The 22,084-nt window shown below is 70.1% G+C and carries 17 protein-coding genes; all 17 read right to left on the reverse strand.

Annotated elements, in window-relative coordinates:
• Nucleotide 1: 1 nt before the first annotated feature.
• Complete coding sequence (locus CEK68_RS05975; RefSeq protein ID WP_043086876.1) at nt 2-1,138, reverse strand: two-component system response regulator; 1,137 nt, start codon at nt 1,136-1,138, stop codon at nt 2-4.
• Nucleotides 1,139-1,285: 147 nt separating this feature from the next.
• Nucleotides 1,286-2,803: a lysine--tRNA ligase gene (gene lysS, locus CEK68_RS05980; protein ID WP_043091939.1), complete on the reverse strand. Its 1,518-nt coding sequence runs from the start codon at nt 2,801-2,803 to the stop codon at nt 1,286-1,288.
• 94 nt (nt 2,804-2,897) lie between these two features.
• Nucleotides 2,898-4,023, reverse strand: a protein-coding gene (gene prfB / locus CEK68_RS05985) for a peptide chain release factor 2 (RefSeq protein ID WP_100224025.1) whose coding sequence is annotated in 2 segments (ribosomal slippage) — nt 2,898-3,947 and nt 3,949-4,023 — 1,125 coding nt in all. Because the reading frame shifts where the segments join, the coding sequence is not laid out codon by codon here.
• A 68-nt stretch (nt 4,024-4,091) separates the two neighbouring features.
• Nucleotides 4,092-4,988 carry a LytTR family DNA-binding domain-containing protein gene (locus tag CEK68_RS05990; RefSeq protein WP_226977777.1) on the reverse strand — a complete coding sequence of 299 codons (897 nt, stop codon included), beginning with the start codon at nt 4,986-4,988 and terminating at the stop codon, nt 4,092-4,094.
• 50 nt (nt 4,989-5,038) lie between these two features.
• Complete coding sequence (locus CEK68_RS05995; RefSeq protein ID WP_226977778.1) at nt 5,039-7,960, reverse strand: VIT domain-containing protein; 2,922 nt, start codon at nt 7,958-7,960, stop codon at nt 5,039-5,041.
• Between the two features lie 585 nt (nt 7,961-8,545).
• A complete protein-coding gene (gene recJ, locus CEK68_RS06000) occupies nt 8,546-10,279 on the reverse strand; it encodes a single-stranded-DNA-specific exonuclease RecJ (RefSeq protein ID WP_152238844.1) in 1,734 nt (577 codons plus the stop codon).
• Nucleotides 10,276-11,196, reverse strand: coding sequence for a phosphoglycerate mutase (locus CEK68_RS06005; protein ID WP_152238845.1), 921 nt, complete (start codon nt 11,194-11,196; stop codon nt 10,276-10,278). Before CEK68_RS06005 ends, recJ begins: the two co-directional genes overlap by 4 nt.
• A gap of 4 nt (nt 11,197-11,200) precedes the next feature.
• Complete coding sequence (greA, locus tag CEK68_RS06010) at nt 11,201-11,665, reverse strand: transcription elongation factor GreA (RefSeq protein ID WP_026143501.1); 465 nt, start codon at nt 11,663-11,665, stop codon at nt 11,201-11,203.
• An 8-nt stretch (nt 11,666-11,673) separates the two neighbouring features.
• The gene (gene carB, locus CEK68_RS06015) at nt 11,674-14,916 is read right to left on the reverse strand and encodes a carbamoyl-phosphate synthase large subunit (RefSeq protein WP_017915611.1); all 3,243 of its coding nucleotides are present in this window, start codon (nt 14,914-14,916) and stop codon (nt 11,674-11,676) included.
• 9 nt (nt 14,917-14,925) lie between these two features.
• A complete protein-coding gene (locus tag CEK68_RS06020; protein WP_043091930.1) occupies nt 14,926-15,369 on the reverse strand; it encodes a hypothetical protein in 444 nt (147 codons plus the stop codon).
• The gene (gene carA, locus CEK68_RS06025; RefSeq protein ID WP_152238846.1) at nt 15,369-16,493 is read right to left on the reverse strand and encodes a glutamine-hydrolyzing carbamoyl-phosphate synthase small subunit; all 1,125 of its coding nucleotides are present in this window, start codon (nt 16,491-16,493) and stop codon (nt 15,369-15,371) included. Before carA ends, CEK68_RS06020 begins: the two co-directional genes overlap by 1 nt.
• Before the next feature lie 162 nt (nt 16,494-16,655).
• Nucleotides 16,656-17,372 carry a 4-hydroxy-tetrahydrodipicolinate reductase gene (dapB, locus tag CEK68_RS06030; RefSeq protein WP_081613515.1) on the reverse strand — a complete coding sequence of 239 codons (717 nt, stop codon included), beginning with the start codon at nt 17,370-17,372 and terminating at the stop codon, nt 16,656-16,658.
• A 328-nt stretch (nt 17,373-17,700) separates the two neighbouring features.
• Nucleotides 17,701-18,417: an MOSC domain-containing protein gene (locus CEK68_RS06035; RefSeq protein ID WP_152238847.1), complete on the reverse strand. Its 717-nt coding sequence runs from the start codon at nt 18,415-18,417 to the stop codon at nt 17,701-17,703.
• Between the two features lie 20 nt (nt 18,418-18,437).
• Complete coding sequence (locus CEK68_RS06040; protein WP_152238848.1) at nt 18,438-19,646, reverse strand: PLP-dependent aminotransferase family protein; 1,209 nt, start codon at nt 19,644-19,646, stop codon at nt 18,438-18,440.
• A gap of 74 nt (nt 19,647-19,720) precedes the next feature.
• The gene (locus CEK68_RS06045) at nt 19,721-19,975 is read right to left on the reverse strand and encodes a DUF6587 family protein (protein ID WP_152238849.1); all 255 of its coding nucleotides are present in this window, start codon (nt 19,973-19,975) and stop codon (nt 19,721-19,723) included.
• Nucleotide 19,976: 1 nt separating this feature from the next.
• Nucleotides 19,977-21,836 carry a ferrous iron transport protein B gene (feoB, locus tag CEK68_RS06050; RefSeq protein ID WP_152238850.1) on the reverse strand — a complete coding sequence of 620 codons (1,860 nt, stop codon included), beginning with the start codon at nt 21,834-21,836 and terminating at the stop codon, nt 19,977-19,979.
• Nucleotides 21,833-22,084, reverse strand: a complete 252-nt coding sequence (locus tag CEK68_RS06055; RefSeq protein WP_152238851.1) for a FeoA family protein — start codon at nt 22,082-22,084, stop codon at nt 21,833-21,835. Before CEK68_RS06055 ends, feoB begins: the two co-directional genes overlap by 4 nt.

Genomic DNA, 22,084 nt, shown 5'->3' on the forward strand with positions numbered 1-22,084 from the left:
GTCAGACTCCTGGTCGCGCCGAGGCGGTGGAGAATTTCTCGCAGATCACCTGCAGCTGCTCGCGGCCGCGGAACAGCGCGTCCACGCAGCGCGGGTCGAACAGGCGGCCGCGCTGGGCGTAGAGATAGGCCAGCGTCGCATCCATGGTCCAGGCTTCCTTGTAGGGGCGCGGCGAGATCAGCGCGTCGAATACGTCGGCGACCGCCACGATCCGCGCTTCCAGCGGAATCGCCTCGCCGACCAGGCCGTCCGGGTAGCCGCTGCCGTCGTAGCGCTCATGGTGGCGCAGGGCGATCAGCGCGCCGACCTGGATGAAACGGTTCTGGCTGCCGCTGAGCAGTTCGTAGCCGATGCGCGGGTGCATGCGCATCACCGCCATCTCGTCCTCGTTGAGCTTGCCCGGCTTGAGCAGCACCGCGTCGGGAATGGCGATCTTGCCCATGTCGTGCAGGCTCGCGGCCATCTCGATGACCCGCACCTCGTCCTCGGACAGGCCCAGTTGCTCGGCGATCAGCCCGGCCACGTGCGCCATGCGTTCCAGGTAGGCGCTGGTACCGACGTCGCGGTACTCGATAGCCCGCGCCAGCCGCGACAGGGTCTCGCGCTCGCGTTCCTCGACCTCGCGCATGCTGGCCAGCAGGCGCTGCTCCAGCGACATCGCGCGCTGCTTGATGTTCTCGCTCTGCAGCCGCAGCTGCAGCAGGTTGTGGCAACGCGCGCGCAGCTCGCGCGGGCGGATCGGCTTGACCAGGAAGTCGATCACCCCCGCTTCCAGCGCCGCCTGGCGGATCGGCTCGTCGCCGACCACGGTGATCAGGATGATCGGGATGTCGCGGTGCTTGGGCAGCCGGCGCAGGCGCCGCGCGAACTCCAGCCCGTCCATGCCCGGCATGCGGTAGTCGAGCAGCAACAGGTCGACCTTGCCGGCCTCGCACCAGGCCAGCGCGGCCTGCGAGTCGCCGAAGTCGCGCACGGTCAGTTCCGGGGCGATGTCCTCGATGACATGCCGCAGCATCGTCCGCGCGGAGGTCTGATCGTCGACGATGACGATGTTCAAACGATTGTCGCTTCCGTCCGCCCAGTGGAGACGGTCCCCGTTCGAGGACGCGCCGGAGAGGCTCATGCTGGCATCATGCATCTGCAATCCTCCGCCCGTCGCATCTGCGCGGGCTGCTGAGACGACAACGGGAACGCGCCGACGCTGACTCACCCCGGCCCGTCCACCTCACTTCCTTTTGCGTGCAACGCCTGGTGCAAGAACCGCGCCACCTCGTCCGCGGCTAGGTTAAGCCTCCGGACGCATGTACGGAAACAGCAGCACGTCACGGATCGAGCTGCTGCCGGTGAGCAACATTACCAGTCGGTCGATGCCGATGCCCAGGCCGCCGGTCGGCGGCAGCCCCACTTCCAGCGCCCGGATGTAGTCGGCGTCGAAGTGCATGGCCTCGTCGTCGCCCCCCTCCTTCGCCGCCACCTGGGCCTGGAACCGCGCCGCCTGGTCTTCCGGGTCGTTGAGCTCGGAGAAGCCGTTGGCGATTTCCTTGCCGTTGATGAACAGCTCGAAGCGGTCGGTGTAGCCCGGCTCGGTGTCGCTGGAGCGGGCCAGCGGCGACACCTCGACCGGGTGGTCGGTGATGAAGGTCGGCTGGATCAGGGTGTGCTCGACCGTGGCCTCGAAGATCTCCAACAGCAGCTTGCCCCAGCCGTAGGACGGCTTGGTGCGGATCTTCAGCCGCTCGCAATGGCGCAGCAGGGCCTCGCGGTCGGTGCAGTCGGCGGCGCTGATCTCCGGGTTGTGGTGGCGCACCGCCTCGTCCATGCGCCAGCGGCGGAACGCCGGCGCCAGGTCGATGTCGGCGCCGTCCCAGTGCACCTGGGTGGTGCCCAGCACCTCGCGGGCGACGTCGCGGATGACGTTCTCGGTCAGGTCCATCACCTCGTGGTACGTGGCGTAGGCCTCGTACAGCTCCATCATGGTGAATTCCGGATTGTGCCGGGTGCTGACGCCTTCGTTGCGGAAATTGCGGTTGATTTCGTAGACCCGTTCCAGGCCGCCGACCACCAGGCGCTTCAGGTACAGCTCCGGGGCCACCCGCAGGTACAGGTCCAGGTCCAGGGCGTTGTGGTGGGTGGTGAACGGCTTGGCGGTGGCACCGCCGGGGATGTAATGCATCATCGGCGTCTCCACTTCCAGGAAGCGGCGCGCGTCCAGCCAGGCGCGCATGGCGCGGATGATCTTGGAGCGCTTGACGAACACCTCGCGCGCCTCCGGCGACACGATCAGGTCCACGTAGCGCTGGCGGTAGCGCTGCTCCACGTCGGACAGGCCGTGCCACTTGTCCGGCAGCGGCCGCAGCGCCTTGGTCAGCAGTCGCAGGCCAGTGGCCTTGACCGACAGCTCGCCGGTCTTGGTGCGGGTCAGCCCGCCCTCCACGCCGATGATGTCGCCGATGTCCCAGCCCTTGAAGGCGTCGTAGGCCTCGCCCAGGGCGTTGGCCTGCAGGAACAGCTGGATGCGCCCGGACTCGTCCTGCAGTTGCACGAAGCTGGCCTTGCCCATCACCCGCTTGGCCAGCAGGCGCCCGGCCAGGCGCAGGCTGCGGCCCTGGGCCTCCAGCGCCTCGGCGGTCCAGCGCTCGGTGTCGGCGAACTCGGCCTGCAGATCGCCGGCGAAGTCGCTGCGGCGGAAATCGTTCGGATAGGCCACGCCCTGCGCGCGCAGCGCGGCGAGTTTGGCGCGCCGTTCGGCGATGAGGCTGTTCTCGTCGACGGGAAGGGACGGCGCGGGGGTCTGCTCGGTCATGGGATGGGGGATGCGTGAGGAAGGGAAAGAATGCACCAGCCGGCGGGCCGTGTGCCGCCGCACGGCCTCCGTCGCCAGGACGGAGGCCGCCGGTTCAGGCGTCGCTGCGTTTCGCGCCGGCTTCCAGGCCGGACTTGAGGCTGGCCTCGACGAACTCGTCCAGGTCGCCGTCGAGCACCTTCTGGGTGTCCGAGCGCTCCACGCCGGTGCGCAGGTCCTTGATCCGGCTCTGGTCGAGCACGTAGTTGCGGATCTGGCTGCCCCAGCCGATGTCGGACTTGGTCGCCTCCACCGCATCGCGTTCGGCGTTGCGCTTCTGGATCTCCAGCTCGTACAGCTTGGCGGCCAGCATCTTCATCGCGTTGTCGCGGTTCTGGTGCTGGCTGCGCCCGGTCTGGCAGGCCACCACGATGCCGGTGGGCACGTGGGTGATGCGCACCGCCGACTCGGTCTTGTTGACGTGCTGGCCACCCGCGCCGGAGGACCGGTACACGTCGGTCTTCAGATCGGCCGGATTGATGTCGATGTCGATGTTGTCGTCCACTTCCGGCGACACGAACACCGAGGTGAAGCTGGTGTGGCGGCGGTTGTCCGAGTCGAACGGCGACTTGCGCACCAGCCGGTGCACGCCGGTCTCGGTCTTCAGCCAGCCGTAGGCGAAGTCGCCCTCCACGCGCAGCGTGGCGGACTTGATCCCGGCCACTTCGCCGCCGGAGACTTCCATCAGCTCGGTCTTCCAGCCGCGCGACTCGCACCAGCGCAGGTACATGCGCAGCAGGATCTCGGCCCAGTCCTGGGCCTCGGTGCCGCCGGCGCCGGCCTGGATGTCGACGAAGGCGTTGCTGGCGTCCATCTGCCCGGAGAACATGCGCTGGAACTCCAGCTTCTCCACCTGCGCCTGGAAGCGGTCGACGTCGGCCAGCACCGCCTGCGCGGTGGCCTCGTCGTTCTCGCTCTCGGCCAGTTCCAGGAATTCCAGCGACTCGTTCAGGCCATCGAGCACGCTGGCGATGCCGCCGACGGTCTTCTCCAGGCTGGCGCGTTCACGGCCCAGACCCTGGGCGCGCTCGGGGTCGTTCCAGACGTCGGGGCTTTCCAGCTCCCGGGTGACTTCCTCTAGACGCTCCTTCTTGGCGTCGTAGTCAAAGAAACCCCCGTAGCGACAGCACCCGATCGGACAGATCGGCGATGCGGTGGCGAATCGGATTGAGTTCGATCATTGCGGCGTTTCCGGCAGACAAGAGCGCGATTCTAGCAATTCCGGCCGCCGCGCCACAGCGCCGCCGGACTACTCGACGGTCGCCGCCTCGCCCTCCCCGGCCGCCACGCGCAGCGCGGCGCGGTAGCGGCGGCTGCACGGCACCTGGCTACCGTCGCGCAGGTGCACCCGCGCCTCGCCCGCCTCCAGCGGCTCGATCGAGACCACGCTGGCCAGGTTGACGATGTAGCTGCGGTGGATGCGCACGAACCGCGCCGGGTCCAGCCGCGCCTCGATCGCGGCCATGGTGCTGCGCAGCGGGTAGTCGTGGCCGCGCACGCGCAGGTTGACGTAGTTGCCGGCGGCCTGCAGCCACTCGATGTCGGCCGCGGCGACCAGGAAATCGCGGCCCAGCTTGCGCACCAGGAAGCGCTCCGGCCGTTCCAGCGAGCCCACCGGCGGGCCGGCGTCGGGCGCGCCGAGCAGCGCCGCCTCGCCCTGCCAGCGCCGCAACAGGAACCGGTACATCTCCACGCACAGCGCGATCGAGGCCAGGCTGCGCACGTCCTTGAGGTATTCGTAGGCCAGCCCCTGCGGCCACGGCCCGAAGTCGTACTGCTGGCCCTGCAGGCGGTAGACCAGGCTGCGCAGGGCGACCATGCCCACCACGTGCAGCACCGACAATGCCACGCTGCCCAGCAGGTAGCCCGGCAGCCGGCGCCGCCAGGTGTCCCAGTGCAGCGGGTAGCGCCGGGTCAGCAGCACCACCAACGGCACGATCAGCAGGAACATCAGTTGGCTGGACCACTCCCAGACCACCGGCTCCCATGCGGCGAAATGCAGCCCGGTGGTGCGGATGTCGATCAACACCGTGACGCTGTTGGCGATGGCGTTGATCAGGGTGAGCGCGACCCAGAAGCCGATTTCGAAGCTGCGGCGCCAGGGCTGGAAACGGGAATAGGCGCTGGCGCCGGACGGATCGGACATGGTCGAAGTGTAGCGCGCCGGCATGACCGCACCGGCGCGCCTTGGGCGGATCAGCGCACCTCGAACTCGCCGACCAGCACCGTTTCCTTGCGCTCGGCCAGGCGCAGCGTCACCTGCTGGTCGCGCTGCGCGGCCGTACCCCAGCCCGTGCTCAGTTGCAGATGCAAGGTGGTGGCACCGGTGACCAGCGGCTGGCGCTCGCCGAAGAAGTTCGCTTCCACCTTGTACTTGCCGGGCTTGGCGGTGCGCAGCGAGAACTCCTCCGGCCCGTAGCCGCCGGTGAAGTCCGGCGACAGCTGGCCGCCCTGGTAGGTCGCGCGGTTTCCGTAAAAGCAGCGCTCGCCATTGGGGTCGGTCACCCACAGGTCCATGTCGCTGTTGTCGCTGTCCCAGTTCAGCACCACGCGCAGGTCCAGCGGCAGATTGCGCAGCAGCCGTGGGTCGACGAAGCCGGTGTCCAGCGGCCGCGGCGCCCGCGCCACGATCGCGTTCAGTTCGTTGAGCGCGATCATGCTCACCCCGTCGAAGCGCGTGTCCCAGTCGCGCACCACCACCTGGTACAGCTGTGCGATCGCCGCCTGCGCGTCGCCGCGCGCGGCATAGGCCAGGCCCAGGTCGCGGAAACTCTGCGGCTCCTCTTCGCCCAGCCGCAGCACCTGCTCGAACACCGGCACCGCCAGGTCGGCGCGACCGGCCTGCAGCAGCCGGTAGCCGAGCACGCGCAGCACGTGGCGATTTTCCAGTTGCAGCTCGGCCAGGTTGGAGAGCACCCGCAGGGCCAGGTCGCGCTGGCCGCGCTCGAACAGCACATCGGCCACGTCCAGGTAGAACGCCACGCTGTCGGCGTGCGCCGCGCGTTCGCCCAGATACAGCGGATACACCGCGTCCGCCGCGGCCGCACGCAGGCGCCGCGCATACGGCGAATCCGGCTGCCAGGGCTGCACGGCCAGGGAGATCGTGGCCGGAGCCGCCACACGCTCGCGCGCAGTCGCCGACGCGGCCGCGTCGCTGGGTGCGCTGGACGAACCGCCGACGATGTCCAGTTCCAGCGGCGCGAGTGCAGGCGCGGCAGCGGGCATCGGCGCAGGCGCTGCGAGGGCCATGGACCGTTGCGGGCCCGACGGGGCCTGCATGCGCTGGTCGGCAGTGTCAGCGGCGGCGATCGCCATTGGCGGCGCGTCCTTGGGAAAGCGCCGCTGCCACCAGGCGACACGCTGCGCGAACGCGTCGGCGATCGCGTCGATGCGTCGCTTGCGCGTGTCGTCCTGCAGCTTCTGCTGCCGCACCTGCGCACCCGCAACCGCCGCACGCAGCGCCGGGGGCGCCGGGATGCCATAGCGGGCGTAGTCGTCGGCATTCTCCAGCACCAGCAACGAGGTGTCGGCGCTGACCAGCCCGAAGCGCGTCGCCAGCGCCTGGCGGCGCGCGGCCGATCCCTGCGGATCGGCGGACAGACTGCGCAGCATGGCCCGCGCCCAGGCGCCCGGCACCAGGTCGCCTGGAACTTCCTCCGCCTCGCGCAACGGCAAACTCAGGCGTCGGGTGCTGGCGGCGGTGGCGATCTCCAGGTGCAGCGTCGCATCGGCGCCGAGCAGTCGCCCGGCGATGCGCAGGTAACCATCGTCGGCGTCGCGCGAATCGGCGACCAGATCGGCAACGTGGCTACCGTCCAGCGCGACCAGTTCGCCGCCACGCCGCAACAGCCGCTCGCTGGCCAGTTGCACGCCCGGCAGGCCCTGCAATGCGATCGCGCGTCCGCCGCGCGCTTCCGCGATCGCCGCCAGGCGCGCGGCATCGGCGTGCACGCCGGCCGAGTCGATCGCATACAGGCGCTGCCCCGGCGCCAGCGTCGGCATGGTCTGCGCGCCGTAGTTGCCCAGGCCATCGCTGAACAACAGATACTCCTGCACGTGCGCCGCCGGTTGCCAGGCGCCCAGCGCACTGGCGCCGTCGGGCTGCTCGGCCTGCAACGCCGCCTTCAGGGCGCTCCAGTCGCCGTTGCGCACCTGGAACCTGCGCGGCGCCGCGGCACGGTCGCGCAGCACGATCAGATCGACCTGGGCAGTGCCGACCGCGGCGAAATAGCGCTGCAGCAAGGCCAGTTCGGCCGGAATGTCGCGCTGCCGTGCCGAACCGGACGCATCCCAGAGCAGGCCGATGCGCTGCGGCAGCGGGCGCGGGCCATGCAGGTCGGCGATCGGCACCAGCGCCTGGAAGTAGCGCTGCCCATCGTGGAGACCGGTCGCCACGCGCGGCGTGGCGCTCGCGCGCAGCGACAGCACCAGCTCCGACGGCAACTGCGCCGGGCTGCCGGACCAGGACGCGGCGTAGCCACCGTCCGCCGTCGGCAGCAGCCGCATGCCGGACGTCGCCGCGCGTTCATCAGGCGCGGCCTGGGTACTCAGCGCGACCTGCAGCGACCGCGCGCCGACCGCATACGCCAGCGGCAAGCGCCATTGCCAGCCGGCGGCGGTGCGCTGTAGCGATTCGCGATAGACCAGGCGCACATGGCGGCTGCCATGCGCCGGCAGCGGGTAGACGCGCAGCCGGAACTGGTTGCCGGCGGTCTGCTCGAGCAGGCCCGGATCCACGCCGCGCCGCTCGACCGCTTCGAACACCTGGCGCCCGCGCGCCTTGGGCACCGGCACCGCGTCGCGCATCTGCCCGTCGACATCCAGGGCGAAACCGCTGAGCTGCTGCCCCTCGCGCAGCGGGAACGTCAGTTGCCCTTCCAGCACGCGCGCGTTGGGATTGAAGAACTCCAGCTCCACCGTGGTTTCGGCTAGGCCAGCGGCGGCATGCGCACGCACGGTCGCCGAGCGCAGTTCGACCGGACGTTCGCCGGCGTCGGTGTGCAGCAACGGCGCGACCAATTGCCGCTGCGGCGCGGACTGCACCCCGACCGGGACCGTGGCGAGTAACGACAACGAAAGCAACAACACGCACACGTTGCTGCGCATGGTGGACGGCATGGAACGCTCCTTGCTGGGACGGTATGGCTTGAACGTCCGCCGTGACGCGATGGGGTTGCGTGTGTGCGTCCAGACTCAGGCGACGCGCAAGCCCCTCTCCCATCGGGAGAGGGGTTGGGGTGAGGGTGCGGCGCAAGGCGCGGCGCTTTGGCGATGCGAGGCTGCGTCCGTACCCTCATCCGCTCCTGCGGGCCACCTTCTCCCGGGGGAGAAGGGAAAGCAAAGCCCCTCTCCCTCCGGGAGAGGGGTTGGGATGAGGGTCCGGCACAGGCGCGATGCAACAGACGGCGCGAGGCTGCGCCCGTACCCTCATCCGCCCCTGCGGGGCACCTTCTCCCGAAGGGAGAAGGGAAAGCAAAGCCCCTCTCCCATCGGGAGAGGGGTTGGGGTGAGGGTGCGGCGCAAGGCGCGATGCAACAGACGGCGCGAGGCTGCGCCCTACCCTCATCCGGCCCTGCGGGCCACCTTCCCCCAAGAAGGGGGCCATGGTCCCGGCGGGAGAAGGGAAAGCAAAGCCCCTCTCCCACCGGGAGAGGGGTTGGGGTGAGGGTCCGGCACCACGCGCAGCGTCAGACCGCCAACTGCTCAGCCATCCAACGGCAGACAGTGCTCCACCACCAGTTGCACCGCATCGCCGCCGCGGTAGTCGTCGGCGACCAGCCGATAGGCGATGTGCACGCGGCGGCCCGGTTCGCGACCGTGCCAGCCGTTGAAATGGATCGCGTTCAAGGGCGCGGCGCGGCCAGGACAGCGCAGGCTCAGCTTGAGGTGGCGCTCCTTCAGCACGCGCCACTGCAGCACCTCGAATTCGCCATCGAACAGCGGTTCGGGGAAGCCCTGCCCCCATGGCCCACCCTGGCGCAGCGCCTCGGCATGGCGGTGGTCGAGTTCGTGCGGTTCCAGCACGCCGTCGCTGAGCAGTTCGGCCTGCAGCAGTTCCGCGTCCAGGCTGGCCAGCGCATGCGCGCGGAACACCTCTTCGAACTCGGCCAGCGCGTCCTGCGGCAGGCTCAGGCCCGCGGCCATGGCATGGCCGCCGAACTTCTCCATCAGGCCCGGCCGCTGCGCCTCAACCGCCGCCATCGCGTCGCGGATGTGGAAGCCGGGAATCGAACGCGCCGAACCGCGCAACTGGGTGCTGCCCGGCTCGGCCGGGGCGAAGGCGATCACCGGCCGGTGCAGGCGGTCCTTCATCTTCGAGGCGACCAGGCCGATCACGCCGGGATGCCACTGCGCATCGAACAGGCACACCGCCACCGGCGGCTGCTCGGGCGCGGCCAGCAGCGCCTGCGCCACCACCGCTTCGGCCTCGTCGGTCATCTGCTGCTGCACGGCGCGGCGCTCGGCGTTGATCTCTTCCAGCGTCGCGGCGATCGTGCGCGCCTGTTGCGGGTCCTCGCACAGCAACAACTCGATGCCCAGGGCCATGTCCTCGAGGCGGCCGGCGGCGTTGAGCCGCGGTGCCAGGGCGAAGCCGATGTCGCTGGCGCTGAGCCGCGCCGGGTCGCGGCCGCTGGCCTCGATCAGGGCGCGCAGGCCGAGGCAACCTTCGCCACGCTGCAACCGGCGCAAACCGGCCGAGACCAGCGCGCGGTTGTTGGGATCCAGCGGCACCAGGTCGGCGACGGTGCCGACCGCGACCAGGTCCAGCAGCACACTCAGGTCCGGCGGTGCCGTCGCGAACGCGCCTTGCGCGCGCAGGTGCCGGCGCAAGGCCAGCAGCACGTAGAAGATCACCCCGACGCCGGCCAGCATCTTGCTCGGGAAGGCGTCGCCGGCCAGGTTCGGATCGACGATGGCGTCGGCCGGCGGCAAGGCCGGACCCGGCAGGTGGTGGTCGGTGACCAGCACCTGCCAGCCCAGCGCCTTGGCCGCGGCGACGCCGGCATGGCAGGCGATACCGTGGTCCACCGTCACCAGCAGGTCCGGCTGCAACGGCGCCAGTTCCGCGACCAGCGCCGGCGACAGCCCGTAGCCATGGACCATGCGGTTGGGCACCGCATGCAGCACCTGCGCGGCGCCGAGCAGGCGCAGCCCGCGCACCGCCACCGCGCAGGCGGTGGCGCCGTCGCAATCGAAATCGCCGACCACCAGGATGCGCTTGCCCGCCGCGATGGCTTCGGCCAGCAATTCCACGGCGGCGTCGATGCCGCTCAGCGCATCCGGCGGCAGCAGTTGCGCCAGCTTGGGCTGCGCCAGGCCGCTGTCGTGGGCGCCGCGCGCGGCATAGATGCGCCGCAACAGCGGCAACGTCGCCTCGTGCCACGGGCCGGCCGCGGCCGCCGCGGTCCGCCGCACGATGCGCGCGCTCGAACTCATGCGTCCAGGCGCGACAGCGGTCGCCGCCACAGGCGCCAGCGTTGCGCGGGGGCGATGCGGAAACAGGTGCCGTCCTCGAAATCCAGTTGCAGCTGCTGCAACTCGCCGTCGCGCAGCGCCTGCAGCAGCGGCTGCACCACCTCGCCGACGAACTGCTCGGGCGCGCGCAACTGGCGCAGGTCGACCAGCGCATCGACCCGCGGCGCCTGCGCATCGGCGACGCCGGCGGCCTGGGCCAGCGCGCGCAACAGCGGATCGCGGCTGCGCACCTGCGCATGCGCAGTGCCGACGGTGGCCGGCAGGCGGCCGCCGCCCCAGAACCACAGCGAGTTGATCGCCGGTTGGCCGCGGGCGACGCGTTCGCGGTTCCAGGGATGCTGGTGCAGCACGATCTGTACTTCGGTCAGCAGGGCACGCCAGCGGCGCGCGTCCTCGCCCTGCGGCAGATGATCGAACAGGTCCGCGCCGAGCACCTGCGCCGGTGCCGCGAACACAGGCAGCACACTGTCGGCCGGCAGGCGCAGGTACCAGCGGGTCGGATCGGGCGCATCCAGGGTCAGCCCGCTCTCGGCGAACACGCCCTGCACCGCCGGCAACAGCGCGTCCAGGTCCACCGCGTCGAGCGGCAGCATGTCGCCATGCGCCATCAGCCGTGCGCCCTGCATGTCCGGCACCAAGTAGGCGGGATCGGCGCGCAGCCACACGCCGTCGCCGGCATCGCCGGCGTCCAGTTGGCGGGTCAGCGCCGCGGCCGGCAGCGATGCTTCCGCCACCACGAAATGGCGGCGCAACTGCGCCTCGCCGCCGGGCGCGGCCTGCGTGCGGTCGGCGCGGCCGAACGCGCGCGCCACCTCGCCGGCCAGCACGGCGCCGGCCAGGCGGACCCGCTCCGGCAACAGCAAGGTGGCGACCGCCATCGGATCAGCCGACGTAGGCGACGCTGACGATCTCGTACTCGCGGCGTCCGGCCGGGGCGTCGATGCTGACGCTGTCGCCTTCCATCTTGCCGATCAGCGCACGCGCCAGCGGCGAAGAGATCGCGATCAGGCCCAGCTTGATGTCCGCTTCGAGATCGCCGACCAGCTGGTAGCGCTTCTCTTCGTCGGTCTCCACATCGGCCAGGGTCACGGTGGCGCCGAACACCACCTTGCTGCCGACCGCCAGCTTGCTGACGTCGATGACCTCGGCGTGCGACAGCTCGCTCTCCAGCTGCTTGATGCGGCCTTCGATGAAGCCCTGCTGCTCGCGCGCGGCGTGGTACTCGGCGTTCTCCTTGAGGTCGCCGTGCGCGCGCGCCTCGGCGATCGCGGTGATGACCTCGGGACGCTTGACCGACTTCAGGTGATCCAGTTCCTCGCGCAACCGCTGCGCGCCTTGCATGGTGATCGGGGCTCTCACGCTTCCAGCTCCTTGTGCAGTTCCTGCAGCGCCCAGACCGGACCGGTGCCGCGGAATTCCAGTGAATGCACCAGCGCTCGCGCGCCGGCGACCGTGGTCGAATAAGTGACGCGATGCTGCAGGGCTTCGCGGCGGATCGAGAACGAGTCGGAGATCGCCGCCCGACCCTCGGTGGTGTTGACGATATACACGATTTCGCCGTTCTTGATCAGATCGACGATGTGCGGGCGACCCTCGGCGACCTTGTTCACCTGCTCGCACTGCAGACCGTGCTGCTGCAGCCAGGCGCAGGTGCCGCGGGTGGCGACCAGGGTGTAGCCGCGCTCGACCAGCGCCTGCGCCACCGGCAGCACGCGCTGCTTGTCCGGATCGCGCACCGACACGAAGGCCTTGCCCAGCGGCGGCGCCTTGATGCCGCCGGCTTCCTGCGCACGCGCGAACGCCGCGCCGAAGCTGCGGCCCACGCCCATCACCTCACCGGTGGAACGCATCTCCGGGCCGAGGATCGGATCGACGCCCTGGAACTTGGCGAACGGGAAGATCGCCTCCTTCACCGAGTAGTAGTCGGGCACGATTTCCTTCAGCGCGCCCTGCTCGGCCAGGGTCTTGCCGGCCATGCAGCGCGCGGCGATCTTGGCCAGCGGCACGCCGATCGCCTTGGACACGAACGGCACGGTGCGCGAGGCGCGCGGATTCACTTCCAGCAGGTAGACGATGTCGTCGCCAGCATCGTTCACCTGCACCGCGAACTGGGTGTTCATCAGCCCGACCACGTTCAGCGCCTTGGCCAGTTCGACCACCTGGCGGCGCAGCTCGGTCTGGGTCGCCGGCGACAGCGAGTACGGCGGCAGCGAGCAGGACGAATCGCCCGAATGCACGCCGGCTTCCTCGATGTGCTCCATCACGCCGCCGATCAGCACCTGGCCGCTGTGGTCGGCGATGATGTCCACGTCCACTTCCACCGCGTTGTCGAGGAAGCGATCCAGCAGCACCGGCGAATCGTTGGAGACCTTGACTGCGTCGCGCACGTAGCGCGCCAGGTCGGATTCGCCGTAGACGATTTCCATCGCGCGGCCGCCGAGCACGTAGCTCGGGCGCACCACCAGCGGATAGCCGATCTCGCGCGCCAGCACCAGCGCCTCGTCGGCGTTGCGGGCGATACGGTTCGGCGGCTGCTTCAGGCCCAGCTTGTCGACCAGCTGCTGGAAGCGCTCGCGGTCCTCGGCCAGGTCGATCGAGTCCGGCGAGGTGCCGATCACCGGCACGCCGTTGGCCTCCAGCGCGCGCGCCAGCTTCAGCGGGGTCTGCCCGCCGTACTGCACGATCACGCCCTTGGGCTGCTCCAGCTCGACGATCTCCAGCACGTCTTCCAGGGTCAGCGGCTCGAAGTACAGGCGATCGGAGGTGTCGTAGTCGGTGGACACGGTCTCCGGATTGCAGTTGACCATGATGGTCTCGTAGCCGTCCTCGCGCAGCGCCAGCGCCGCGTGGACGCAGCAGTAGTCGAACTCGATGCCCTGGCCGATGCGGTTGGGGCCGCCGCCGAGGATCATGATCTTGTCGCGATTGCTGGGCGCGGCCTCGCACTCGTCCTCGTAGGTCGAGTACAGGTAGGCGGTGCTGGTGGCGAACTCCGCCGCGCACGAGTCAACGCGCTTGTATACCGGGCGCACCTTGTGCGCGCGGCGCAGCGCGCGCACCGCGGCCTCGTTGGTGCCGCACAGCTCGGCCAGACGCGCATCGGAGAAACCGGCGCGCTTGAGCGTGCGCAGGCGCTTGGCGTCCAGCGCGCCGAGGCCGTCGGCGGCCAGCTGCGCTTCCTGCGCGATCAGGTCTTCCATCTGGTCCAGGAACCAAGGATCGATGAACGACAGCGCGTGCACCTGCTCCACGCTCATGCCGGCGCGGAAGGCGTCGGCGACGTAGAACAAGCGCTCCGGACCGGGCGCCTTCAGCTCGCGCTTGAGCGTGGCCAGGTCGTCTTCGCTGCTCAGGTCCAGCCCGGTCGGGTCCAGCCCGATCTTGCCGGTCTCCAGGCCGCGCAGGGCCTTCTGCAGCGATTCGGAGAAGGTGCGGCCCATCGCCATCACCTCGCCCACCGACTTCATCTGCGTGGTCAGGCGCGCGTCGGCCTGCGGGAACTTCTCGAAGGCGAAGCGCGGAATCTTGGTGACCACGTAGTCGATCGACGGCTCGAACGAGGCCGGGGTCAGCCCGCCGGTGATCTCGTTCTTCAGTTCGTCCAGGGTGTAGCCCACCGCCAGCTTGGCCGCGACCTTGGCGATCGGGAAGCCGGTGGCCTTGGAGGCCAGCGCCGAGGAGCGCGACACGCGCGGGTTCATCTCGATCACCACCACGCGGCCGGTCTGCGCGTTGATGCCGAACTGCACGTTGGAACCGCCGGTGTCCACGCCGATCTTGCGCAGCACCGCGATGGAGGCGTCGCGCAGGCGCTGGTATTCCTTGTCGGTCAGGGTCTGCGCCGGGGCCACGGTGATCGAGTCGCCGGTGTGCACGCCCATCGGATCCAGGTTCTCGATCGAGCAGACGATGATGCAGTTGTCCGCGGTGTCGCGGACCACTTCCATCTCGAACTCCTTCCAGCCCAGCACCGACTCCTCGACCAGCACTTCGCTGGTCGGCGACAGCTCCAGGCCGCGGCCGACGATCTCGATCAGTTCCTCGCGGTTGTAGGCGATGCCGCCGCCGCTGCCGCCGAGGGTGAAGCTGGGGCGGATGATGGTCGGGTAGCCGACCGTGGCCTGAATCTCCAGCGCCTCTTCCAGGGTGTGCGCCACTGCCGCCTTCGGGCACTCCAGGCCGATCTCGCCCATCGCCACGCGGAACAGCTCGCGGTCTTCGGCCATGCGGATGGCCTCGCGCTTGGCGCCGATCAGCTCGACGCCGTACTTCTCCAGCACGCCGTGGTCGGCCAGGTCCAGCGCGCAGTTCAGCGCGGTCTGCCCACCCATCGTCGGCAGCAGCGCGTCGGGCTTTTCCTTGGCGATGATCTTCTCGACCGTTTGCCAGTTGATCGGCTCGATGTACACGGCGTCGGCCATGTTCGGGTCGGTCATGATCGTGGCCGGGTTGCTGTTGACCAGCACCACGCGGTAGCCCTCGTCGCGCAGCGCCTTGCACGCCTGCGCGCCGGAGTAGTCGAACTCGCAGGCCTGGCCGATGACGATCGGGCCGGCGCCGATGATGAGGATGGTTTGGAGGTCGGTGCGCTTGGGCATGGGGGATTCTCAGTAGAGGCGGTCCTGCCACGCCGCGGGGGCGCGCCAGGTGATCTGATCGGGCGAACGCGCATCGATCGCGCCATGGTCGACCGCGGCGCGAACCTCGCGCTGCATCGCGGCCCAACTGCTGGCGGTGGCGCCGATGCGCGCGCCGATCCGGTTGTTGTGGGCGTCCATCGCCCGGCTGGCGTTGCCGTGGCCGTCGCGCTCCATGACCGCCGTGACCCAGTCCACGCAGCGCGGCGACAGGGTGTAGGCGACCACGGCGCTGGCCAGGCTGTGGCGGTACGCATCGGCCGGGCCGTCGCGTCCGCCCGGCAAGCCGGCGCTGAGCCACTGCGGATACACCGCGCCCAGCACGAAGGCCGGATACGCGGCGAGCACCAGCAACGCCGTGGCCGGCCACCGCCAGCGGCGGGTCGGCGACGGCATGGCCGGCGCTGCGGCCATCAGGCGGCGGCCGCCATCAGCGCGGTGAAGCGATCGAACAGCGGCGCCACGTCGCGTGGACCCGGCGACGCTTCGGGGTGGCCCTGGAAGCTGAAGGCCGGCGCGTCGGTGAGCGCAATGCCCTGGTTGCTGCCATCGAACAGCGAGCGATGGGTGACGCGCACGTTGGCCGGCAAGGTCGCCTCGTCCACCGCGAAGCCGTGGTTCTGCGAGGTGATCATCACCCGGCCGCTGTCCAGGTCCTGCACCGGATGGTTGGCGCCGTGGTGACCGTGGCCCATCTTCAGGGTCTGCGCGCCGGCGGCCAGCGCCAGCAGCTGGTGGCCCAGGCAGATGCCGAAGGTCGGGATCTTGCGCGCCAGCAGTTCCTTGATCGCGGCGATCGCGTAGTCGCACGGCGCCGGGTCGCCGGGGCCGTTGGACAGGAACACGCCGTGCGGGTTCATCGCCAGCACCTCGGCGACCGGCGTCTGCGCCGGCACCACGGTCACCTCGCAGCCGCGCTCGGCGAGCATGCGCAGGATGTTGTGCTTGACCCCGTAGTCGTAGGCGACGACCTTGAACCTGGGCTCGGCCGTGACGAAGGCGTTGCTGTCCAGGTCGAGCTGGCCGTCGCGCCAGGGATAGGACTTGTCGGTGGAGACCACCTTGGCCAGATCCATGCCCTTCAGCCCCGGGAACTTGCGCGCCGCGTCCAGCGCGGTGTCCACGTTCACCTCGCCGGCCATCAGCGCGCCGTTCTGCGAGCCCTTCTCGCGCAGGATGCGGGTCAGCTTGCGGGTGTCGATGCCGGCGATGGCGACCACGCCGCGCTGGATCAGCCAGTCCGGCAGCGCCACCTGGTTGCGCCAGTTGCTGGGGCGGCGCGGCACGTCGCGCACGATCAGGCCTGCCGACCAGACCTGGGCGGCCTCGTCGTCCTGGTCGGTGCAGCCGGTGTTGCCGATATGCGGATACGTCAGCGTGACCAGTTGGCGGGCGTAGGAGGGATCGGTGAGGATCTCCTGGTAGCCGGTCATGGCGGTGTTGAACACCACTTCGCCGACGGACAGGCCGGCAGCGCCTACGGATTCGCCCTCGAACACGGTGCCGTCTTCAAGGACAAGGATTGCGGGTTGAGTCACGGGGTTCGCCTTGGGGATAGAGGAACCCTGCCCCACCAACTTGCAGGCTGCAAGAAACCGCGAACTCGGCGCTTCTCCGGGTCCGTGGCGATGGGTAACAGGCGAGCGAGAATTGTACCGGCGCGGGGCGGTCCGCGCCAGCCGTTTATGTGAAAACCGCGTTCAGCCGAGCAGGTCGCGCAGCCGGTAGGCCCCGGGCGCACGCCCCGGCAGGCGGGCGGCCGCATGCAGCGCGCCGCGGGCGAAGATGTCGCGGTTGCTGGCGCGGTGCACCAGTTCGACCCGCTCGCCGAGTCCGGCGAACTGCACCAGGTGTTCGCCGACGATGTCGCCGGCACGCAGGCTGGCGTAGCGCGGGGTCGCGCCGCCGTGCGCGGCCGCGTCGCCGAGGGTGAGCGCGGTGCCGGAGGGCGCGTCCTGCTTGTGCACGTGATGGGATTCGACGATGTCGCAATCCCAGCCCGGCAGCGCCGCGGCGGCGCGCTCGACCAGATCGTGCAGCACCGCCACGCCCAGGCTGAAGTTCGACGCCCAGATCAGCGGAATGCGTTCGGCCGCAGCGGCCAGCGCCTGCCGCTGCGCGTCCTCCAGTCCGGTGGTGCCGGACACCAGCGCCGCACCGCGCGCGGTACACAGGGCCAGCACCGGGTCGAATCCCTGCGGCAAGCTGAAATCGATCGCCACGTCGAAGGGCGGCACGCCGCCCAGTTCGGCTGCGGCGAAGTACGGCACGCCGTCGATCACCCGCTGCGCCGGCGCGCGCCGCACCACCGCGGCCACCACTTGCAGCGCCGGGTCCTGCGCGGCCAGCCGCAACAACGCCTGGCCCATCCGGCCGGACGCACCATGGATCAACACACGCAGCGGAGAAGTCGTCATCGGCACAAGGCTAGCGGTTTGCGCGCGGGTGCGACAGAGGGCGCGCGCGCCCGAGACGCAAGCGTCCCACGCGCCACCTCGGACGTGGCGATGCTTCCGTCGTCGGGGCTGAAGCCCCTCCCACAGGGGCGTGGCGGCACTGGAAGCGACAAAAAAGCCGCCGGGCGAGGCACCTGGCACCTGCCAAGAGACATCGCAGCCGATCGGACACCCCCCGGTGGGAGGGGCTTCAGCCCCGACGCATTGCACCGACCCAATCGGGCATGCACCTGTCGACGCCATCGCTCCCGCCAAGAGGGGAGCACACTCGCCGGATCGATCAACCGCCCTACTCGGCCGCCGCCTGCCCCAACAGGCGCTTGTCCCAGTCCTCCACCGCACGCTGCGCCAGGCGCCGCTCGAACAGGGTGCGCCAGTTCGGCACCAGTGGCAGCGCCAGCACGTCCTGCAATTGCGCCGGGTCGATCTCGCGCCGGTACAGCAGGCCGACCAGCCGCGCCAGCGGCCACTGCGGATACGGACGCTCCAGCAACTCCAGGCGATCGCCGGCGGCGACCTCGCCGGGCTGCAGCACGCGGTAGTACCAGCCGGTGCGGCCGCTGTCCTGCACGCGCCGCGCCAGCGCGGCCACGCCGAACCGGTCGGACAGCTTCCAGCACGGCTGCCGCGACTGCGACACCTCGACCACGGCCGTCCCCAGGCGCAGCCTGTCGCCCAGGCACAGGTCGGCTTCGGTCACCCCGCTACTGCTGAGGTTCTCGCCGAACGCGCCCGGCGCGTCCAGCAAGGCATGTGCGCCGAGTTCCTCGCGCCAGGCCGGGTAGTGATCGCGCGGGTAATGGTGCAAGGCCTTGTCGGGGCCGCCATGCACGCGGCGGTCGCCCTGCTCGTCCAGCTCCAGCCCCTCCGGGCCGATGCGCAGGCGTCCGTCCTGGGGCCGCTTGTCGATCGCGCTGCGGCTGCCCGGGCGGGTGAACGCCTGCGCGCGGCCGACCAGGACCGCGTCGATGGTCCAGGACGCGACGGCGGCATCGGACGACGTCATCGACGGAGGCGACGCCGGACTCAGGCCGTCGCGCGCCGGTGCGCAGCGACCTCGTCCTGCAGCAGCGCACCGAGGATGCGCACGCCGGTCTCGATGCGTTCGGCCGGCACGGTCACGAACGACAGCCGCAGGGTATTGCGCTGCGGCGCGACCGCGAAGAACGGCGCGCCCGGCACGAAGGCCACGTTGCGCTCGATCGCCTTGCTCAGCAGCGCGCCGCCGTCCATGCCCTCCGGCAGTTCGACCCAGATGAACATGCCGCCGGCCGGGCGGTTCCAGCGCACCTGCGCCGGGAAGTACTTGGCCAGGGCGGCCAGCATCTGCTCGCAACGGCTGGCGTACAGCGCACGGATGCCGGGAATATGCGCATCCAGGAACCCGTCCTGCACCGCCTCGTAGACGATGCGCTGGCTGAACGAGGGCGTGTGCAGATCCGCCGCCTGCTTGGCCTGCACCAGCTTGGCATGCACCGGCTCCGGCGCGACCACATAGCCCAGGCGCAGGCCCGGCGCGAACACCTTGGAGAACGAGCCCATGTAGATGGCGCCCTCCGGGTTCATCGACAGCAGGCTCGGCAGCGTGTCGCCGCTGTAGCACAGCTCGCCGTAGGGATCGTCCTCGACGATGGGCACGCCGGCCGCGGCCGCACGCGCCACCAGCGCCTGGCGCCGGTGCAGCGGCAGGCGCCGTCCGGTCGGATTCTGGAAGTTCGGCAGCACGTACATGAAGCGCGCGCCGGCCAGCTGCGCATCGTCCAGCGCGTCCACCACCACGCCGTCGTCGTCCGACTGCATCGCCGCGAACGCCGGCTGGAACAGCGAGAACGCCTGCAGCGCGCCGAGATAGCTGGGCGTTTCCACCAGCACCTTGCTGCCTTCGTCGATGAACACCTTGCCGAGCAGGTCCAGGCCCTGCTGCGAACCGGTGGTGATCAGCACCTGGCTGGGACGGATGTGGGCGCCGTCGCGGCTCAGCCGCGCCGCGACCCATTCGCGCAGCAACAGATAGCCTTCGGTCGGGCCGTACTGCAGCGCCGCCTGTGGCGCGTCGCGCAGCACCTTGTCGCAGGCCTCGCGCATGCGCGCGACCGGGAAGGTATCCGGCGACGGCAGGCCGCCGGCGAAGGAGATCACTTCCGGGCGTTCGGTGACCTTGAGGATTTCGCGGATCGCCGAACTGGTCAGCGCCTGCGCACGGCGGGAAAACTGGAATGGGCTGGTCATCGGCATAGGATAGTCGCCGCAATGGCGACGCGCATGTGCGGCGCACAAGCGATGCGCCGGCCAGCAGCGGGCGACGCGACTCAGTGCCGCCGCGGCGGCGTCGGCCCGCAGCTGTCGCAGCCGCCACAGGCGCCTGCACCGGCGCTGGCCGGCGGTGCGATGCGCCGCCCCAGCGCCTGCAGCCAGGCCGCCCGGCCGGGCTTGAGCAGGCGTAGTGCGAGCGCGCCGCGCAGCTTGCGCGCGGTGCCCGGGAACTGCTTCTTCAACACCACCCAGGCGCTGACCAGTACCGCCAGCGCGATCACCAGGTACTGCAGCAGCAGCGAGGCGTTCATCTCAGCCGGCTCCCAGCGCCACCGCAACCTGGTAGGTGACCAGCGAGGCCAGATACGCCAGCGCGAACAGGTAGAACGCGGCGAAGCTCATCTGCTTCCACGAGTTGGTCTCGCGCTTGATCGTGGCCAGGGTGGAAATGCACATCGGTGCGTAGATGTACCAGACCAGCAACGACAGCGCGGTGGCCAGCGACCAGCCGTCGTGGATCAACGGCGACAGCGCCTGCGCGGCGGCATCGTCGTCGGCCGCCGACAGCGCGTACACCGTCGCCAGCGACGACACCGCCACCTCGCGCGCGGCCAGGCCGGGGATCAGCGCGATGCAGATCTGCCAGTTGAAGCCCAGCGGCGAAAACACCGCGGTCATGGCGTGGCCGATGCGACCGGCGAAGCTGTAGTCGATCGCCGGCAGGGTGGCGTCGGCCGGCGGCGCCGGAAAGTTCAGCAGGAACCACAGCAGGATGGTCAACGCCAGGATGATGCCGCCGACGCGCTTGAGGAAGATCGCCGCGCGCTCCCACAGGCCCAGCGCCAGATCGCGCAGGTGCGGCACGCGGTAGGACGGCAGTTCCAGCAGCAGCGGATGCTCGCCCTTGTCGCGGCGCCACTTCTTCATCGTCCACGACACCGCCAAACCACTGACGATCGCTGCCACGTACAGGCCGAACAACACCAGGCCCTGCTGATTGAGCACGCCCCACACCTGCTTCTGCGGCACAAACGCGGCGATCAGCAAGGTGTACACCGGCAGGCGTGCCGAACAGGTCATCAGCGGCGCCACCAGGATGGTCGCCAGGCGATCGCGCGGGTCCTGGATGCTGCGCGTGGACATGATCCCAGGCACGGCGCAGGCGAAGCTGGACAGCAGCGGGATGAACGAGCGCCCGGACAGGCCGGCCGCGGCCATCATGCGGTCGAGCAGGAACGCCGCGCGCGGCAGGTAGCCGGATTCCTCCAGCGCCAGGATGAAGGCGAACAGGATCAGGATCTGCGGCAGGAACACCACCACCCCACCGAGGCCGGCGATGATGCCGTCCACCAGCAGGCTACTCAACGGTCCCTCCGGCAGCGTTCCGCCGACCCAGACACCCAGCGCCTTGGTCCCACCGTCGATCAGGTCCATCACAGGCTGCGCCCAGGCGAAAACCGCCTGGAAGATCAGGAACATCACCAGCACTAGGGTCACCAGGCCGGCGACCGGATGCAGCAGCCAACGGTCCAGCGCGTCGTCGACGCGCGAGGTGCGGGTCGGCATCGACACCGCCGCCGCCAGGATCGCGCGCACCTGCTGGTGGTAGTCGCCCTGCCCTTCGCTCGGCGCCACCGCCGGCGGCAGTGCCGGCGCCAGCGCGTCCAGCCGCTCGACCAGGGCGCGGGCGCCGTTGCGGCGCACCGCCACGGTCTCGATCACCGGCACGCCCAGCGCCTGTTCCAGCGCCTGGCGGTCGATCTGGATGCCGCGGCGCTGCGCCGCGTCGACCATGTTCAAGGCCACCAGCATCGGCTTGCCCAGCTCGCGCAGTTCCAGCGCGAAGCGCAGGTGCAGGCGCAGATTGGTGGCGTCGACCACGCAGACCAGCACGTCCGGCGCCGGTTCGCCCGGGTAGAAGCCGCGGCACAGGTCGCGGGTGATCGCCTCGTCCAGGCTGGCCGGCTGCAGGCTGTAGGCGCCCGGCAGGTCCAGCACCGCGAATTCGCGCCCGGACGGCGCGCGGAAGCGGCCTTCCTTGCGCTCGACGGTGACGCCGGCGTAGTTGGCGACCTTCTGCTTGCTGCCGGTCAACTGATTGAACAGCGCGGTCTTGCCGCAGTTCGGGTTGCCGACCAGGGCCAGGCGTAGCGGCGCGGCCACCGCGCTCACGAGCGCACCTCGTCCAGCGCACTGACCTGCACCCGTGCCGCCTCGCTGCGCCGCAGCGCGAAGCGCGTATAGCCCACCTGCACCAGCAGCGGTTCGCCACCGATCGGCCCGCTGGCCAGCACCTGCACCTGTTCGCCGGCGACGAAGCCCAGCTCGCGCAGACGCCGGGCGATGGCGTCGTTGGGCTGGCGGTCGTGCACGGATTCCACGAGGGCGCTGCTGCGCAACGGCATGTCGGACAACGTCAC

The organism is Xanthomonas sp. LMG 12461 (assembly GCF_009192935.1).
Lineage (GTDB): Bacteria > Pseudomonadota > Gammaproteobacteria > Xanthomonadales > Xanthomonadaceae > Xanthomonas_A > Xanthomonas_A sontii.